Raw genomic sequence first — 14,575 nt, forward strand, 5'->3', positions numbered from 1 at the left:
GAGGTTGAATGTGCCGGCCTCTTCGCGAGCAAGCTCGCTCCCACAGGGATTTGTGCCAAGTCAGGCGATTGATGAACCACACGCATAACTCTATAGCGCAAATCCGCAAAAACCTTTTCCTCTCTTCGGCAGTCACTCCTTTACGAGACCGGCGATGACGCTGGCTGCCCGCTTGGGCCATCCACGACCCTGCTGCCCTGATGAAGAGAGAAAAGGAATCGAACCATGACGATTTCCCGACGCGGATTTCTGATCCTCGGCGCCGTGACCGCCACCGCGTTCGCGATGCCGCCGTTTATCAGCCTCAAGGCCTACGCGGCCAATCTGGAGCAACCGGCTATGAGCAAAGTGACGATCAACGTCAACGGCAAGCCGCGTGCGCTTGACGTCGACACCCGCACCACCCTGCTCGATGCCTTGCGCGAGCACCTGCACCTGAGCGGCACCAAAAAAGGCTGCGACCACGGCCAGTGCGGCGCCTGCACGGTGATCGCCGATGGTCGACGCATCAACTCTTGCCTGACCCTGGCGGTGATGCACGAAGGCAGCGAGATCACCACCATCGAAGGCCTCGGCATGCCCGACAATCTGCACCCGATGCAGGCCGCATTCATCAAGCACGACGGCTATCAGTGCGGCTATTGCACACCGGGGCAGATCTGCTCGGCGGTGTCAGTGATCAAGGAAATCCGCGACGGCATCCCCAGCCACGTCAGTGAGAGCCTCACCGAGGCGCCGCAGTTGATCGCCAGAGAGTTTCAGGAACGCATGAGCGGCAATATCTGCCGCTGCGGTGCGTACTCGAACATCATCGAAGCCATCACCGAAGTCGCGGAGGTACCGGCATGAGACCGTTCAATTACAGCCGCGCCGACTCCCCCGCCGCTGCCGCTGCGCAAGCCGCACAGGTCGAGGGCGCACGCTTCATCGCTGGCGGCACCAACCTGCTGGACTTGATGAAACTCGACATCGAAACCCCGCTGCACCTGATCGACGTCAACCACCTCGGCCTGGATCAGATCGAAGCCACGCCCGAGGGCGGCTTGCGCATCGGCGCGCTGGTGCGCAACACCGATCTGGCGGCCGATATGCGCGTGCGGCAAGACTACGCCCTGCTCTCGCGCGCCTTGCTCGCCGGGGCTTCCGGACAGTTGCGCAACATGGCGAGCACCGCCGGCAACCTGCTGCAACGCACGCGCTGCCCGTATTTCTACGACACCCATCAAGCCTGCAACAAACGCAATCCCGGCAGCGGTTGCGCGGCGATTGGCGGGGTCAGTCGGCAACTCGGCATCATCGGCGTCAGCGACGCGTGCATCGCCACGCACCCGAGTGACATGGCGATTGCCATGCGTGCTCTCGATGCGCAGATTGAAACGGTGAAACCTGACGGCACGACGCGCAGCATCGCCATGGCCGACTTTCACCAGTTACCCGGTACCACGCCGAACATCGAAACCAGCCTGACGCCCGGCGAGTTCATCACCTCGGTGACACTGCCCGCGCCCGTCGGCGGCACTCACATTTATCACAAGGTGCGTGATCGTTCGTCCTACGCATTCGCGCTGGTCTCGGTTGGTCTGATCCTGCAAAAGGACGGCAGTGGCCGCGTTGCGGTCGGCGGTATCGCGCCGAAACCGTGGCGGGTTGAAGCGGCCGAAGCGCTGCTGCCAAAAGGCGCCAAAGCCGTCAGCGAACGCCTGCTCGACGGCGCCACGCCGACTCACGACAACCAATTCAAACTGACCCTGGTCGAGCGCACGCTCGGCTCGGTGTTGGCGCAAGCGAGGGATCAAGCATGAAATTCGACACGCCCGCCACCACCAACCCGATCGACCAGTTGAAGGTCATCGGCCAACCCACCGAGCGCATCGAAGGCCCGTTGAAAACCAGCGGCCAGGCCACGTATGCCTACGAGCAACATGAAGCGGCCGCCAATCAGGCTTACGGTGTCATGGTCGATGCGGCCATCGCCAAAGGGCGGATCAAAGCCATTCATCTGGACGCGGCGAAAGCCGCGCCGGGCGTGCTGGCGATTGTCACCGCCGCGAATGCCGGCAAGCTCGACAAGGGTCAATACAACGCCGCCCACCTGCTCGCCGGTCCCGAAGTTCAGCATTATCAGCAGGCCGTCGCGCTGGTCGTCGCTGAGACTTTCGAACAAGCCCGCGCCGCCGCGCAACGGGTCAAGGTCGATTACGAAGCCGTCGAAGGCAAGTTCGATCTGGCCAGCGTAAAAGACTTGGGCGTCGAGCCGAAAGACGAGTTGCCCGACGTCAATCATGGTGACTTCGACAAGGCCTTTGCCGCCGCGCCGGTACAGTTCGATCAGACTTACACCACCCCGGACCAGTCCCACGCGATGATGGAACCCCACGCGACATTGGCAGCGTGGAAAGGCGATCAACTGACCTTGTGGACCTCCAATCAGATGGTCGCCTGGAGTGTCGGCGACATTGCGAAAACCCTCGGCCTACCGAAGGAAAAAGTTCGTTTGGTCTCGCCGTATATCGGTGGCGGTTTCGGCGGCAAGCTGTTCATCCGCGCCGACGCGATTCTTGCCGCCCTCGGTGCGCGCATGGCTGGCCGACCAGTGAAAGTGGCCCTCGCCCGCCCGCAGATGGCCAACAACACCACGCACCGTCCGGCGACAATTCAGCGCATCCGCATGGGCGCCACGGCGGACGGCAAGCTCACCGCCATCGCCCACGAGGGCTGGTCGGGCAACCTCGCCGACGGCAAGGTCGAGCTCGCCGCACAACCGAGCCAGTTGCTGTACGCCGCCGAAAACCGTCGCGTGAGCATGCGCCTCGCGCCGCTCGATTTGCCCGAAGGCAACGCCATGCGTGCGCCGGGTGAAGCACCGGGGTTGATGGTGCTGGAAATCGCCATGGACGAGATGGCCGAGCAACTGAAGATGGACCCGGTGCAATTCCGCATTCTCAACGATACGCAGGTTGATCCAGTGAAGACCGAACGGCCGTTTTCCCAGCGGCAATTGGTCAAATGCCTGCAGACCGGGGCCGAGAAATTCGGCTGGAACCAGCGCAAGGCTCAACCAGCTAGCCGTCGTGAAGGTCGCTGGCTGATCGGCATGGGCGTGGCGGCGGCGTTTCGCAACAACCTGCTGGTCAAGTCCGGCGCCCGCGTGCATTTGGAGCGTGACGGCAAGATTGTTGTGGAAACCGACATGACCGATATCGGCACCGGCAGCTATACGATCATCGCGCAGACTGCCGCCGAGATGATGGGCGTAAGCCTCGACGCGGTGGTGGTGCGGCTGGGTGACTCGAACTTCCCCGTGTCGGCCGGCTCCGGCGGCCAGTTCGGCGGTAACTGCTCGACCTCCGGGGTCTTTGCCGCGTGCGTAAAACTGCGTGAAGCGGTGGCGGGCAAGCTGGGCATGGCGGCGGATCAGGCGGAGTTTGTCGACGGTCAGGTGCGGCTCGGCAACAAGAGCGTACCGTTGCGCAACGCGGCTGAAGGCGGCGCGCTGGTCGGCGAGGACAGCATCGAGTTCGGTGATCTGGCCGAGAAGTATCAGCAGTCGACCTTCGGCGCACATTTCGTCGAAGTCGCCGTCGACGCGGCCACCGGTGAAGTACGCGTGCGGCGCATGTTGGCGGTATGCGCGGCGGGACGGATTCTCAATCCGACTTCGGCACGCAGTCAGGTGATCGGCGCAATGACCATGGGCGTCGGTGCGGCGTTGATCGAAGAGTTGGCGGTGGACAAAAAACTTGGGTTTTTCGTCAACCATGATCTGGCCGGGTACGAGGTGCCGGTGCATGCCGACATTCCGCATCAGGAGGTGATTTTTCTTGATGAGACTGATCCAGTGTCTTCGCCGATGAAGGCCAAGGGTGTCGGTGAGTTGGGGATTTGCGGGGTCAGTGCGGCGGTGGCGAATGCGATCTACAACGCCGCCGGAGCGCGGGTGCGGGAGTATCCGATTACCCTCGATAAAATCCTTTCTTCACTGCCGGAGATGATCTAAACGCCTGAAAAGAGCCCCTCACCCTAGCCCTCTCCCAAAGGGAGAGGGGACCGATCCGGGGATATTCGGGAGCTGCGCCGACTTGAACGTCCTGTTGTGAATCCATAATTGACACAGCACTTTCAGATCGATGGATAGCGTTTTCCCGTAAATCCATAATCGTCTCGGTCTCTCAGGTCGATGTATGACGCCAGACACCTCGGTCGGCCCCCTCTCCCTTCGGGAGAGGGCTGGGGTGAGGGAAAAGCCTCACTCGGTTGACGGATATTGCTCATCACTCACCTGCTCCATCCAATCCGCGACTTTGCCATCGAGCACTTCAGCAATCGCGATATGAGTCATTGCAGTGGTGGGCGCCGCCCCATGCCAATGCTTGGCCCCTGGCGCAATCCACACCGTATCCCCTGGACGAATCTCACGAACCGACTGCCCCCACTCCTGCACAAACCCGGAACCGGCCGTGACGATCAATGTCTGCCCCAACGGATGCGTATGCCACGCGGTACGCGCGCCCGGCTCAAACGTCACTGTCGCGCCACTGATCCGCGCCGCGTCGGAGCCTTTGAACGGCGCATCCACCCGCACAGTGCCAGTGAACCAATCTGCCGGGCCCTTGGCCGAAGGTTGCGAACCATTCGGGGTGACGGTCACTCGTGGCGTTTCATTGGCCTGCACCTCACCCGCCAACAGGGAAAGGGTCAATGCAGAAGCGGCAATCGGGTTCATGGCGGTTCCTCCGGATAAACAATGCCAGCACTCTACCGCCGTCAACTCTTCAGATAATCGACTAGAATTCGAAAAAACTTATGCAGGACACTCATCAATGCTGCGTGAAAATGCCACCGACCTGCTCGCCTTCCTCGCCGTCGCCCGCGAGCGCAGTTTCACCAAAGCGGCGGCCAAACTCGGCGTTTCGCAATCGGCGCTCAGTCACACGATTCGCGCGCTTGAAGCGCGTTTAGGCCTGCGCTTGCTGACCCGCACGACTCGCAGCGTCTCGCCCACCGAAGCCGGCGAACACCTCCTGCAAACCATCGGCCCGCGCTTCGAAGAGATCGAAGTGGAACTGGCGGCACTGAACAATCTACGTGACACCCCGGCGGGCAAGATCCGCCTCAACGCCACCGACCATTCGCTGGACTGGCTGCTGCGCCCAGTACTCAAGGAATTTCTGCCCAAATATCCGGACATCAGCGTCGAAGTCAGCTGTGACTATGGTTTCGTCGACATCGCCGGCCAGGGTTTCGACGCTGGCGTGCGCCTGGGCGAAGACGTCGCGCAAGGCATGATCGCCACCCGCATCGGCCCCGACATGCGCATGGCGGTGGTCGGTTCACCCGCCTATTTCGCCAAACGCCCCCCGCCGCAAACACCCCGCGACCTGACCGACCACGCCTGCAACAACCTGCGCCTGCCCACCAACGGCGGGTTGTACAGTTGGGAGTTCGAGAAGGATGGCGAAAGCCTGAAAGTGCGGGTCTCCGGACAGGTCATCCTGAACGGTGTCTACCCGTTACTCGACGCTGCGCTGGACGGTTTCGGCCTGAGTTACATCCCGGAAAACATCGTCGCACCGTATCTGGCCGACGGCCGTTTACTGCAAGTGCTGGAAGATTGGTGCCCGACGTTTGCCGGTTATCACCTCTACTACCCGAGCCGGCGTCAGGCTGCGCCGGCGTTTGCGTTGTTGCTGGAGGCGTTGCGCTATCGCGGTTGAGCGCCGTCCACGAGATCGATTAACCCAGCAACGCAATCAATTGATGCCGTTGCGCATCGGTGAGCATCGGCCCGAACCCGGCCCTGGCGTTGTCGGCCATATAGCGTGGATTGCCCGTGCCCGGGATCACACAAGTCACCGCCGAATGCGAGAGCAGAAACTTCAACGCCAATTGTGCCCAGCTGTTGACCTGCACATCCGACACCCAGCCCGGCAGCGGTTTGCCTTTGAGCCGGGCCAGCAGTCCCCCGCCACCGAACGGTCGATTACAGATCACCGCGACGCCGCGCTCGCGGCACAAAGGCAAAATACGTTTCTCCACGCCTCGGTCATCGAGGGCGTAATTGATTTGCAGAAAGTCCAGTTGTTCGGCCTTCAACACCGATTCCACTTCCTCATAGGCCGAGGGCGTGTAATGGGTGATGCCGATGTAACGGATGCGCCCCTGCGCTTTCCATTCACGCAGGGTCGGCAGGTGGGTTTGCCAGTCGAGCAGGTTGTGGATCTGCATCAGGTCGATGCGCTCGGTGCGTAGCAGGCTGAACGACTGTTCCATCTGCGCGATGCCTTCCTTGCGCCCGCGCGTCCACACCTTGGTCGCCAGAAACGCCGGCGAACGCGGTTCGTGGATCGATAGCAGTTCGCCGGTGGTCTGTTCGGCGCGGCCATACATCGGTGAACTGTCGATCAGCGTGCCGCCCTTTTTGAACAGCTCATCGAGCACCGCCGGCAATTGCCGATAGGCCGGATCGCCGGGGGCGACGTCAAAGCCGCGATAGGTGCCCAGGCCCACGATTGGCAGCGACTCGGCACTGGACGGGATGGCACGGGTCTGCATGGTTTGGCCTCCGGTGGTCGTGGACGTGGTGGTTGTGGCCAGCGCCCGATCAAAGGTGAAGACCGCCGAAACCCCGGCAGCCAGCGTGAGCAATCGGCGACGGGAGTAACCCTCAGTGTGGCTCATGCTGGTTCCCCTGCTGCGTGGATCTGTTGCCTGTTGTGTGTGCGAGCGGCCCGGTGGCAGGGCTGAACTACACTGCGACAGCGATCCTTCACACACCGTTAAAAGTAGCCGAATGTCCCGAACCCTGATGCCACTCGTCGCATTGATCGTTGCCGTGTACCTGGTGCTGTGCGCGGCGCTGTTCTTTTTTCAGCGCTCGCTGATCTATTTTCCGCAGCCCAATGCCGTCAGCGGCAGCGACTCACAACTGATCCTGTCGATGCCGGACGCCCGGGTTTCAGTGATCACCGGCGAGCGCGTCGGGCCACGGGCGCTGATCTATTTCGGCGGCAATGCCGAGGACGTGTCGCGCAATCTGCCGGAGTTTGCCGAGGCGTTTCCCGAATACGCGGTGTATCTGCTGAACTACCGCGGTTTCGGTGGCAGCGGCGGTTCACCGTCGGAGGCGGCGATTGCTGAGGATGCGCTGGCGCTGTTCGATCAGGTCTACGCCAGTCATCCGCAGGTGGCCGTGGTCGGGCGCAGCCTCGGTTCCGGCGTCGCCGTGCGTCTGGCCAGTCAACGGCCGGTGCAACAGCTGATTCTGGTGACGCCTTACAACAGCCTCGAAGAAATCGCGGCGCGCCAGTATCCGTGGGTGCCGGTGCAGTGGTTGCTCAAGGACCGATTTGAATCCGGCAAGTACGCCGCGCATATCCGAGTGCCGACGTTGTTGCTCGCGGCCAGTGATGACGAGGTGATTCCGCGCGCCAGCACCCAGCGTTTGCTGGAGAATTTCCCGCAAGGCGTGGCGGTGCTCCGGGTGGTGCCGGATTCGGGGCATAACTCAATTTCCGATCGTGCGCAGTATTTGCAGTGGATGGGGGATGTGTTGAATCGGTGAACCAAGTCCCGATTCTCCAGTCCTACTCGCGCCGCTTTCTGCGGCTCACTCAACTTTTGCGCTGTCCCTCTTCAGAGCTGCCCGTCTCATGCGCCACGCCGTTCGTTCGTCTCGCTTCGTTTCGCTGTGCCTGCTGATCCTTTCGCCGCTGTTCGCTGCAACCGCCCATGCCGGCGCGGAGCGACAACTGGTGGCCGCCATCAACGACTATCGTGCCCATCCGCAGCGCTGCGATCGACGCCCGGCACAACGCCTGGCGCCGTTGGCGCTGAAGTCGAACCTGGCCTTGCCGATCGGTTATCGCTACGCCGGCGGCATGCGTGAAGCGCTGAAGTCGTCCGGCTACTCCGCCGTTGCGGTACGCAGTATTCGCGTGATCGGGGCCGAGGACGCCGAAGAGGCCTTCGACTTGCTGCAAGACGAACACTGCGCCGCGCTGCTGGATGCGAGCTACGCCGACATCGGCATCAGTCGCTCACGCAATGAATGGCAAGTGGTGTTGGCGCAACCGGTGCTCGACAGCCGCGTTGGCGATAACCGCAGCGTCGGCAAGGCCTTGCTCGCTGAGGTAAACGCCGCGCGCGCCCGGCCACGGATGTGCGGACGCCAGCGCTTCGCCGCCGCCCGGCCGTTGAGTTGGAACGCAGCACTGGGCGCCGCCGCGCAGGGGCACAGCAAAGCCATGGCTTACGGCAACTACTTCGCCCACCGTGATCCGGACGGCGACCTGCCTGCCGATCGCGCCCGTGCAGCCGGCTATCGCGGTCGGCAAATCGGTGAAAACATCGCCGCCGGACAGAGTTCACCGGGCAAAGCCATGGCCGGATGGCTGGCCAGCCCCGGGCACTGCGCCAACCTGATGAACCCGATGTTTACCCAGGTCGGTGCCGGGTTTGCCAGTGAAGCGCGCAGTGATGAAGGGGTTTACTGGACGATGGTGTTTGGTGCGCAGTGACTGCCAGCGTCCAGTGCCAATTTCAACAGTTCCTTGCGCAGCATTGACGGTGCGCGCACGGCCAATCCGCCCTGCCAATCGAGTGGCAACAAGCGATTGAGCTTTTGCTGGCTGACCTCGGCTGGCGCCAGAAAGCAGCTTTCGCGGTCGCGGATACTGATCACATTCAGCAGCCAGTCATCGCCCTGCTCTGCCATCCAGCGCCTGATCAGCGGCAGGTGTTTTTGCAGCAAGGCATCGGCATCCCAAACAGTCATTTGCGCGAAAAAGCATGGCAGGTTGCTCTCGGGTTTCATCCGTTTCGAGTCGGCTGCCAATGCAGCGGCAAGGTTCGACTCGATGCTGGCCTGGCACTCGAGAAAATATTGCCGAGGCCAGTCTGCCGGCAGTTTTGCCCGTGAAGCGAGGTCGACGTAAGCCTCGATGTCCGCTGGCGTGGTCATCTGCCCGGTGAAATTCTGCGTGTTGTCGAGAATCGCGGTGGCCAGCAAAGCGGCACTTTGCACGCTGATCTGCAGCAGCACACCGGCCGCCTGCCAGCGCTGAAAAACCTGAGTCGCTGCGGCGCCGATCGGGCGGATATCGGCAGCAGATCCAAGCTTCTGCTGCCAATAGTTTTCGTAGCCTGGATGATGGTCGATGACCTCCACCACCCGTTCAAGCACCACCAACGGGTCGAAATGGTGATAGTCCGAGACATCGACCAAGACAAACTCATCGTCCGATGTCGGCTGGTAGTCGTGAAACGCCGCGCCCCAGCCGAGCACGCTTGGCGAAACGCTGGCGTTGGCAGGTGCGCTGCTGACGGCGCGGGCGGGAATGCCTTGCAGGTTGAGCAATTCGGCATAGGCAATGCAGCAGGCGTAGGCGTCAATGTCCAGATAGGACGCGCCGGAGGTGATGATTTTCATGGGCCGGCAACATCGCACAGGTTTGTGACGTTTGGGTGACAGGAAAAGATCGCAGCCTCGTTACACTCGACAGCTGCTGCAAGGCTGCGATCTTTTCATCTTCAAGCCGCCCGCTGCCCTCCCGCGACCATCGCCGAAGCCGCCAGCATCGCCCGCAATAACACCGCACACCCCGCCGCCAGATCATCCGGCGCGGCGTTCTCGATTTCGTTGTGGCTGATGCCGCCTTCGCACGGCACGAAGATCATTCCGGCCGGGCCGAGTTCGGCGAGGAAAATCGCGTCATGTCCGGCGCCACTGACGATGTCCATATTCGACAAACCCAGCCCTTTCGCTGCGCCGCGCACCGCTTCCACGCAGCCCTTTTCGAAGTACAGCGGCGGGAAGTCCGCTGTCGGCGTCAGTTCATAAGTCAGACCGTGTTCTTCACAGGTGGCTTCGATGACTTGTTTAACCTCGGCAATCATCGAGTCGAGGCGCGCCGGTTCCAGGTGACGGAAGTCGAGGGTCATGCGCACTTCGCCGGGAATGACGTTGCGCGAACCGGGATAGGCCTGCAGACAACCGACGGTGCCGCAGGCGTGGGGTTGATGACCGAGGGCGGCGCGGTTGACCGCACCGACGATCACCGAGGCGCCGACCAGCGCGTCTTTACGCAGGTGCATCGGCGTTGGACCGGCATGGGCTTCGACGCCGCGCAGCTTGAGGTCGAACCACTTCTGCCCCAGCGCGCCGAGCACCACGCCGATGGTTTTCTGTTCGTCTTCGAGGATCGGGCCTTGCTCGATGTGTGCTTCGAAATAGGCGCCGACCTTATGCCCGCTGACTTTACGCGCACCGGCATAGCCAATGGCGTTCAGCGCTTCACCGACGGTGACACCATCGGCATCGACTTTGGCGAGGGTTTCTTCGAGGGTGAATTTCTCGGCGAACACCCCGGAGCCCATCATGCACGGGGCGAAGCGCGAGCCTTCTTCGTTGGTCCAGACCACCACTTCCAGCGGCGCTTCAGTTTCGACGCCGAGGTCGTTGAGCGTGCGCAGGACTTCGACGCCGGCGAGTACGCCGAAGCAGCCGTCGAACTTGCCGCCAGTCGGTTGGGTGTCGATGTGGCTGCCGGTCATCACTGGCGGCAGGTCGGGATTGCGTCCCGGGCGACGGGCGAAAATGTTGCCGACGGCATCGACCGTGACGCTGCATCCGGCGTCCTTGCACCATTGCACAAAGAGGTCGCGGGCCTGGCGGTCGAGATCGGTCAGGGCCAGGCGACAGACCCCGCCCTTGACCGTCGCGCCGAGTTTGGCCAGTTCCATGAGCGAGGCCCACAGGCGGTCGCGGTTGATGTGCTGATGGCTCGATTGCAGAACGTCTACGGCTGCGTTCATGGGGATCTCCTCAGGCTACTTTTCTTATGAGTTTCTTCAGATACATCTGTGCTGCAAGTAAGGCCGTCTTCGCGAGCAGGCTCGCTCCCACATTTGGGATGCGTCCCCCTGTGGGAGCGAGCTTGCTCGCGAAGAGGCCTGCATTCACACCGCAGATTTCGCTACTGACGGACTAGCACGCATCACGCACAACCCGTAATAAATAATCCCGCCCAACGCCGAACCGGTGAACCAGCCATAGCTGTAAAACCAGCTGAACGCATCGCTGCCCAGCGACATCACGGTCAACACCACCGGTACGCCGAAGGCAACAAAACCGGCCCAGTTCCACGCCGGATAGACGTCGTCGCGGTACAGTCCGGCGAGATCCAGTTGCTGTTTCTTGATCAGAAAATAGTCCACCACCATGATCCCGGCGATCGGTCCGAGCAGGCTCGAATAACCGAGCAGCCAGTTGGAGTAGACACTTTCCAGGCTGACCTCGGAAACGATCCAGCCGAGTTTTTTCAGCAGCTCGTGCCCCATCAACAACAGCCCGACCAACCCGGTCAGCAAAACTGCTTTGGTGCGGTTGATCACCTTGGGCGCGATGTTCTGAAAGTCGTTGGTCGGCGAAACGATGTTCGCGGCAGTGTTGGTCGATAGCGTGGCGATGATGATCAGTGCCATCGCCACCGCGACCCATACCGGACTTTGGATATGGCCGATCAGCGTCACCGGATCGGACACCGTCACACCGACCAGTTTCACCGACGCGGCGGTCATCACCACACCCAGCGCAGCGAACAGAAACATGGTTAGCGGCAGGCCGATGATCTGCCCGAGAATCTGATCTTTCTGGCTCTTGGCGTAACGACTGAAGTCCGGAATGTTCAACGACAACGTCGCCCAGAAGCCGACCATCGCCGTCAGTCCGGCGGCGAAGTAGCCGTAGACGCTGGCACCTTCGGGGCGTTTGGCCGGAATCGCCATCAACTCTGTCATCGACACATTGGGCATCGCCCACACCAGCAGACCGATGCCGACCGCCACCAGCAACGGCGCCGACAACGTTTCCAGCCATTTGATCGACTCGGCGCCGCGAATCACCACCCACAGGTTCAGCGCCCAGAACACCATGAAGCCAATCACCTCCCCCGTGCCGCCGAGGGATTTCCAGCCCTCGAACACCGAGCCGAGAAACAGGTGAATCGCCAACCCACCAAACATCGTCTGAATGCCGAACCAGCCACACGCCACCAACGCACGAATCAGACACGGCACGTTGGAACCGAGAATGCCGAACGACGAGCGCAGCAACACCGGAAACGGAATGCCGTATTTGGTGCCGGGGAAAGCGTTAAGTGTCAGCGGAATCAGCACGATGATGTTGGCGAACAGAATCGCCAGCAGCGCTTCACCGACGGTCAGGCCAAAGTAGGCGGTGAGCACGCCGCCGAGGGTGTAGGTCGGCACGCAGATCGACATGCCGACCCACAGCGCGGTGATGTGCCATTTGTTCCAGGTTCGTTCATGCACCTTGGTCGGTGCCATATCGTGGTTGTAACGGGGACTGTCGAGGACGTCGCTGCCGGCTTCGAGTTCGAACAAGCCGTCGCGCTCGGTCACTTGCGATCTGATCTGTTGCATGGCCGCTCCACTGTTCTTCTGATTATTTTTTTGCTCATCAGGCGGCAGGCACACGCGGGTGCGAGCCGGACGATGGCCGGAGGAACTGACAACTTTCGTGCACCGGCCAAGGTGTCAGCGGCGGCATCAATAAACGTGCCGGGTGCCCCGCTTACGCATCGGGCCGAGGGTCAAACGCTTTGCAACTTTCTGATATTCATCAGTTTTAATTATTCACCGGGTGAGTTCACGGAAACTTGTCTGGGTGCTCAGGCTAAACACCTGGCAAGTTGTCCGAACAGACAGGACTCAAACTGGTGCACTGCATTTATTTTCATCGTGAGCGAGCAGCCGCAGCTCAACTTCAAGCGGCTGATTTCACATAGGAAATCTTGCTCATATTTCCATCCTGTCAAGTGCGTCAAAATGGTGAACAGCCTCACCATTTTGGTGATTTACGTTTTTTATCGTTATTTTTCATACACTTAAAACAGTCATAAGCTTATAAAAAATAATCTTGCTCTATTGCAAATCTGCGACTAGTTTCTATTCCTGACAGCGCTGACAGGAATACGCCCTGCATCGCCGTACATCAATAAAACATCTAGAACCGGCACAAGTCGGTCAATGCCTGCGAGGAACTCGGAATGTCTCTGTTGATCCGTGGCGCCACCGTTGTTACCCATGATGAAAGTTATCGCGCCGACGTCTATTGCGCCGACGGCGTGATCAAAGCCATCGGTGAAAACCTTGATATTCCCGCCGGCGCCGAAGTCCTCGACGGCAGTGGTCAATACCTGATGCCTGGCGGCATCGATCCGCACACGCACATGCAACTACCGTTCATGGGCACCGTGGCCAGCGAAGATTTCTATAGCGGCACGGCGGCCGGTCTGGCCGGCGGCACCACGTCGATCATCGACTTTGTAATTCCCAATCCGCAGCAGTCGCTGATGGAAGCCTTTCATCAGTGGCGCGGCTGGGCGGAAAAGTCGGCTTCCGACTATGGCTTCCACGTCGCAATCACCTGGTGGAGCGAGCAGGTTCGTGAGGAAATGGCCGAGCTGGTCAGCCATCACGGGATCAACAGTTTCAAGCACTTCATGGCTTACAAGAACGCAATCATGGCCGCCGACGACACGCTGGTGGCGAGTTTTGAGCGCTGCCTGGAACTCGGCGCGGTGCCGACCGTGCACGCGGAAAACGGCGAGCTGGTTTATCACTTGCAACGCAAGTTGATGGCGCAGGGCATCACCGGGCCGGAGGCGCATCCGCTGTCGCGGCCGTCGCAGGTTGAAGGTGAAGCGGCGAGCCGGGCGATTCGTATTGCTGAAACCATCGGCACGCCGTTGTATCTGGTGCACGTTTCGACCAAGGAAGCCCTCGACGAAATCACTTATGCGCGCAGCAAGGGCCAACCGGTGTACGGCGAAGTGCTGGCCGGGCATTTGTTGCTCGACGACAGCGTCTATCAACACCCTGACTGGCAGACCGCTGCCGGTTACGTGATGAGCCCGCCGTTCCGTCCGCGCGGCCATCAGGAGGCGCTGTGGCACGGACTCCAAAACGGCAATCTGCACACCACCGCGACTGACCACTGCTGCTTCTGCGCCGAGCAAAAAGCCGCCGGCCGTGATGACTTCAGCAAGATCCCCAACGGTACGGCGGGTATCGAAGATCGCATGGCAGTGCTTTGGGATGAGGGGGTTAACTCCGGGCGTTTTTCGATGCAGGATTTCGTCGCCCTCACCTCCACCAACACGGCGAAGATCTTCAATCTCTATCCGCGCAAAGGCGCGATTCGCGTCGGCGCCGATGCCGATCTGGTGCTGTGGGATCCGCAAGGCAGCCGGACCATTTCCGCCAAGACCCACCATCAGCAGGTGGACTTCAACATCTTCGAAGGCAAGACCGTGCGCGGCGTGCCGAGCCACACCATCAGCCAGGGCCGGGTGGTCTGGGCCGATGGCGACCTGCGTGCGGAGCGTGGCGCCGGGCGGTATATCGAACGGCCGGCGTATCCGGCGGTGTTTGATTTGCTGAGCAAGCGGGCTGAGCTGCACCGGCCCACTGCTGTGAAACGCTGAAATCCAGGCCTTCGGCCTTCGCGAGCAAGCTCGCTCCCACAGGGGAATGCATTCCAAATGTGGGAGCG

Annotated in this window: 12 protein-coding genes; 7 read left to right on the forward strand and 5 right to left on the reverse strand. The window is 61.0% G+C overall.

Annotated features, from left to right (window positions below; translation table 11 throughout):
- The first annotated feature begins 225 nt into the window (after positions 1-225).
- From paoA to paoC, 3 genes are read left to right on the forward strand one after another with little or no spacing between them, the layout of a single operon-like run.
- Positions 226-849 carry an aldehyde dehydrogenase iron-sulfur subunit PaoA gene (paoA, locus tag BMY54_RS27005; protein ID WP_093440843.1) on the forward strand — a complete coding sequence of 208 codons (624 nt, stop codon included), beginning with the start codon at positions 226-228 and terminating at the stop codon, positions 847-849.
- Entirely contained in the window at positions 846-1,802 is a 957-nt protein-coding gene (locus tag BMY54_RS27010; protein WP_093440846.1) for an FAD binding domain-containing protein, read from the forward strand. Before paoA ends, BMY54_RS27010 begins: the two co-directional genes overlap by 4 nt.
- The gene (paoC, locus tag BMY54_RS27015; protein ID WP_093440851.1) at positions 1,799-3,997 is read left to right on the forward strand and encodes an aldehyde oxidoreductase molybdenum-binding subunit PaoC; all 2,199 of its coding nucleotides are present in this window, start codon (positions 1,799-1,801) and stop codon (positions 3,995-3,997) included. Before BMY54_RS27010 ends, paoC begins: the two co-directional genes overlap by 4 nt.
- Positions 3,998-4,246: 249 nt before the next feature.
- Here the strand turns inward: paoC and BMY54_RS27020 are convergent, their stop codons facing one another.
- Positions 4,247-4,723: a (R)-mandelonitrile lyase gene (locus BMY54_RS27020; protein WP_093440856.1), complete on the reverse strand. Its 477-nt coding sequence runs from the start codon at positions 4,721-4,723 to the stop codon at positions 4,247-4,249.
- 97 nt (positions 4,724-4,820) lie between these two features.
- Here BMY54_RS27020 and BMY54_RS27025 point away from each other — a divergent pair, with 97 nt between their 5' ends.
- On the forward strand, positions 4,821-5,714 hold the full coding sequence (locus BMY54_RS27025; protein ID WP_093440860.1) for a LysR family transcriptional regulator: 894 nt from the start codon (positions 4,821-4,823) through the stop codon (positions 5,712-5,714).
- Positions 5,715-5,733: 19 nt separating this feature from the next.
- On the opposite strand, the gene BMY54_RS27030 is transcribed toward BMY54_RS27025, so the two are convergent.
- Positions 5,734-6,678, reverse strand: coding sequence for an aldo/keto reductase (locus tag BMY54_RS27030; protein ID WP_175559675.1), 945 nt, complete (start codon positions 6,676-6,678; stop codon positions 5,734-5,736).
- 112 nt (positions 6,679-6,790) lie between these two features.
- Between BMY54_RS27030 and BMY54_RS27035 the strand changes: the two genes are divergently transcribed.
- Positions 6,791-7,561, forward strand: a complete 771-nt coding sequence (locus BMY54_RS27035; RefSeq protein ID WP_093440865.1) for an alpha/beta hydrolase — start codon at positions 6,791-6,793, stop codon at positions 7,559-7,561.
- An 88-nt stretch (positions 7,562-7,649) separates the two neighbouring features.
- Positions 7,650-8,516, forward strand: a complete 867-nt coding sequence (locus BMY54_RS27040) for a CAP domain-containing protein (protein WP_093440870.1) — start codon at positions 7,650-7,652, stop codon at positions 8,514-8,516.
- Here BMY54_RS27040 and BMY54_RS27045 read toward each other — a convergent pair.
- The 3 genes from BMY54_RS27045 to BMY54_RS27055 all read right to left on the reverse strand — a co-directional run bounded on the left by BMY54_RS27045 (position 8,486) and on the right by BMY54_RS27055 (position 12,441).
- Positions 8,486-9,427, reverse strand: coding sequence for a DHH family phosphoesterase (locus BMY54_RS27045; protein WP_093440874.1), 942 nt, complete (start codon positions 9,425-9,427; stop codon positions 8,486-8,488). The genes BMY54_RS27040 and BMY54_RS27045 overlap by 31 nt on opposite strands.
- Positions 9,428-9,528: 101 nt before the next feature.
- Positions 9,529-10,812, reverse strand: coding sequence for a Zn-dependent hydrolase (locus BMY54_RS27050; RefSeq protein ID WP_093440879.1), 1,284 nt, complete (start codon positions 10,810-10,812; stop codon positions 9,529-9,531).
- A gap of 144 nt (positions 10,813-10,956) precedes the next feature.
- Complete coding sequence (locus BMY54_RS27055) at positions 10,957-12,441, reverse strand: NCS1 family nucleobase:cation symporter-1 (RefSeq protein WP_093440883.1); 1,485 nt, start codon at positions 12,439-12,441, stop codon at positions 10,957-10,959.
- A gap of 626 nt (positions 12,442-13,067) precedes the next feature.
- Between BMY54_RS27055 and hydA the strand changes: the two genes are divergently transcribed.
- Positions 13,068-14,507 (forward strand): dihydropyrimidinase, encoded by a 1,440-nt coding sequence (gene hydA, locus BMY54_RS27060; protein WP_093440887.1) that lies wholly within the window; start codon positions 13,068-13,070, stop codon positions 14,505-14,507.
- Positions 14,508-14,575: the final 68 nt, after the last annotated feature.

Origin of the sequence: Pseudomonas sp. ok266, from assembly GCF_900110195.1 — a bacterium.
Taxonomy (GTDB): domain Bacteria; phylum Pseudomonadota; class Gammaproteobacteria; order Pseudomonadales; family Pseudomonadaceae; genus Aquipseudomonas; species Aquipseudomonas neuropathica.

What these genes read in the sequence shown, in the direction of transcription:
- BMY54_RS27045 (WP_093440874.1), bottom strand. Translation starts at nt 9,427, where the DNA reads ATGAAAATCATCACCTCCGGCGCGTCCTATCTGGACATTGACGCCTAC.
- paoA (WP_093440843.1), top strand. Translation starts at nt 226, where the DNA reads ATGACGATTTCCCGACGCGGATTTCTGATCCTCGGCGCCGTGACCGCC.
- paoC (WP_093440851.1), top strand. Translation starts at nt 1,799, where the DNA reads ATGAAATTCGACACGCCCGCCACCACCAACCCGATCGACCAGTTGAAG.
- BMY54_RS27035 (WP_093440865.1), top strand. Translation starts at nt 6,791, where the DNA reads ATGTCCCGAACCCTGATGCCACTCGTCGCATTGATCGTTGCCGTGTAC.
- BMY54_RS27055 (WP_093440883.1), bottom strand. Translation starts at nt 12,441, where the DNA reads ATGCAACAGATCAGATCGCAAGTGACCGAGCGCGACGGCTTGTTCGAA.
- BMY54_RS27040 (WP_093440870.1), top strand. Translation starts at nt 7,650, where the DNA reads ATGCGCCACGCCGTTCGTTCGTCTCGCTTCGTTTCGCTGTGCCTGCTG.
- BMY54_RS27020 (WP_093440856.1), bottom strand. Translation starts at nt 4,723, where the DNA reads ATGAACCCGATTGCCGCTTCTGCATTGACCCTTTCCCTGTTGGCGGGT.
- hydA (WP_093440887.1), top strand. Translation starts at nt 13,068, where the DNA reads ATGTCTCTGTTGATCCGTGGCGCCACCGTTGTTACCCATGATGAAAGT.
- BMY54_RS27025 (WP_093440860.1), top strand. Translation starts at nt 4,821, where the DNA reads ATGCTGCGTGAAAATGCCACCGACCTGCTCGCCTTCCTCGCCGTCGCC.
- BMY54_RS27010 (WP_093440846.1), top strand. Translation starts at nt 846, where the DNA reads ATGAGACCGTTCAATTACAGCCGCGCCGACTCCCCCGCCGCTGCCGCT.
- BMY54_RS27050 (WP_093440879.1), bottom strand. Translation starts at nt 10,812, where the DNA reads ATGAACGCAGCCGTAGACGTTCTGCAATCGAGCCATCAGCACATCAAC.
- BMY54_RS27030 (WP_175559675.1), bottom strand. Translation starts at nt 6,678, where the DNA reads ATGAGCCACACTGAGGGTTACTCCCGTCGCCGATTGCTCACGCTGGCT.